Below are 1,953 nucleotides of genomic sequence, written 5' to 3' on the forward strand. Positions count from 1 at the left end.
TCGGCGCCCGCCGTGACCGGCGGGCTCCTCGCCGCGCAGGCCGCGCTGCACCTGCTGCTGCACGCGGCCGCCCCCGGCGGGGGACACGGCGTCCCCACCGGACTCGCCGCGCTCGGCCACGTGTGCGGCGACGCGCTGCTCAACGGGGGCGGGCCGGTCATGGTCCTCGCCCATGTGTGGGCCGCCCTCGTCACCGGCTGGTGGCTGGCGTCCGGCGAGGAGGCCCTGTGGGCCGTCGCCGGCCGGCTCCGGGCGGCCCTGCTGCCGCCGCCGGTCGGCCCGGTGCGGACACCGCGCCCGGCCCCCGCCCGGCGGGGCGACACGGCCCCCGCCGCCCTGCGGTCGCGGCTGCTCCGGCACGCGGTCGCCGGACGGGCGCCCCCGGCCGTTCCCAGCTAGGGACTGTCCTTCGACGTCCCCCGGACCGGCGTGCGCCGTCCGGGCCCCCGCCGTGCGCGCCGCGAAGCGCCGCACGGAGCGCGTGACCGCGCGCCCGAAGCGCCGCGAAGGACACGACCTCGATGGGGCCCTCCGCGCCACCGGACCCCGGACGCGCGGAGGACACCCCCGAAGACGGCCACCATCCACCGCCACGCCGCACGCGGCCCCGCCGCTGCGCGTCGGCCTGCCACGGGAACGACCACCATGCCCACCGCACCCCGACCGTCGCGGCCGCTCCTGCGCGGAGCGGCCCTCGCCGCCGTCCTGCCCGTCCTCGCCGCCTGCTCCGGCGGCCCGCAGCAGCCCGGCGACGACTCGCCCTACAACGGGACCCCGATCGACGGCGCCTTCGAGCTGCCCGACGCGACCTTCACCGACACCGACGGCGCCGACTACCACCTGCGCGACGACTCCGCGGGCCGCACCACCGCCGTCTTCTTCGGCTTCACCAACTGCCCCGACATCTGCCCGACCACGATGGCCGACCTCGCCGTCGCCACCGCCGACCTCACCCCGGAGGAGCGCGACGCCTTCTCCGTCGTCTTCGTGACGGCCGACCCCGAGCGCGACGACCCGGACCTCCTTCGCACCTGGCTCGACAGCTTCGACCCGTCGTTCACCGGGCTCAGCGGCGACCTGGACACCACCGACTCCGCAGCGGCGGACCTCGGCGTCTCCGTCGACCGCCCCGAGGACCGCAGCGGCGACTACCAGGTCGGCCACGGCAGCCAGACCCTCGTCTTCGGGCCCGACGGCACGTCCCGGCTGATGTGGAGCTACGGCACCGAGCCCGACGCCATCGCCGGCGACCTGCGGCTCCTCCTCGCCGAGGAGGCGGAATGAGCACCGCCACCGACGCCGACCGGAGCGGCGTCCCGGCCGGTGCCCAGATGGACGGCCTGCGGGCTCCGCGCCCGGTGGCGGTGCGGCGCGGGCGGGCCGGCCGGCGTGCGGGGGCGGCGGTGGTCGTGGCCGCGCTCGCCGCCGCCGTGGCCGGGTGCGGCGGCACCGCCCCGGCGGAGTCCGGGCCGCCGGAGGCGTCCGCCGGGAGCGCACCGAGCATCGCGGTCGAGGACGCCGTCGTCCGCGTCCCCTCGGCCCCCGACGTCACCGCCGGGTACCTCACCGTCGTCAACGGCGGCGGCGACGACACCCTCACCGGGGTGGCCGCCGACGCCGCCGAGGAGGTCCAGATGCACGACACCGTCGCCGACGGCGACCAGGTGCGCATGGAGCGGCGGGAGACCGTGCCGGTCGGCGCGGGGGAGACGGTGGAGTTCGCCACCGGCGGCCTGCACCTCATGCTGCTGCGGCCCGACGCCGACCTGGCCCCGGGCGACACGGTCGCCCTCACCCTCACCTTCGAGCGGTCGGGCGACGTGTCCGTCGACGCGGCCGTGGAGGACCCGATGGCGGCGGACTCCCCCTCGGCCGACGCCGACGCGGACCACGGCGACCACGGCGACCACGGCTGACCCGCCCGGCGGCCGCCCCGACGGGGCGGCCGCCGGA

2 protein-coding genes and 1 pseudogene are annotated in these 1,953 nt (G+C 78.6%); all 3 read left to right on the top strand.

Annotation, left to right across the window (positions count from 1 at the left end; translation table 11 throughout):
• A pseudogene (locus NT8_RS30210) lies at nt 1-399 on the top strand (hypothetical protein); the annotation flags it as partial.
• A 246-nt stretch (nt 400-645) separates the two neighbouring features.
• Nucleotides 646-1,284: an SCO family protein gene (locus NT8_RS27990; RefSeq protein WP_067976074.1), complete on the top strand. Its 639-nt coding sequence runs from the start codon at nt 646-648 to the stop codon at nt 1,282-1,284.
• Nucleotides 1,281-1,916 carry a copper chaperone PCu(A)C gene (locus NT8_RS27995; protein ID WP_245646362.1) on the top strand — a complete coding sequence of 212 codons (636 nt, stop codon included), beginning with the start codon at nt 1,281-1,283 and terminating at the stop codon, nt 1,914-1,916. Before NT8_RS27990 ends, NT8_RS27995 begins: the two co-directional genes overlap by 4 nt.
• Nucleotides 1,917-1,953 lie beyond the last annotated feature (37 nt).

Origin of the sequence: Nocardiopsis trehalosi NBRC 14201, assembly GCF_001552555.1 — a bacterium.
GTDB lineage: Bacteria > Actinomycetota > Actinomycetes > Streptosporangiales > Streptosporangiaceae > Nocardiopsis_B > Nocardiopsis_B trehalosi.

What these genes read in the sequence shown, in the direction of transcription:
- NT8_RS27990 (WP_067976074.1), top strand. Translation starts at nt 646, where the DNA reads ATGCCCACCGCACCCCGACCGTCGCGGCCGCTCCTGCGCGGAGCGGCC.
- NT8_RS27995 (WP_245646362.1), top strand. Translation starts at nt 1,281, where the DNA reads ATGAGCACCGCCACCGACGCCGACCGGAGCGGCGTCCCGGCCGGTGCC.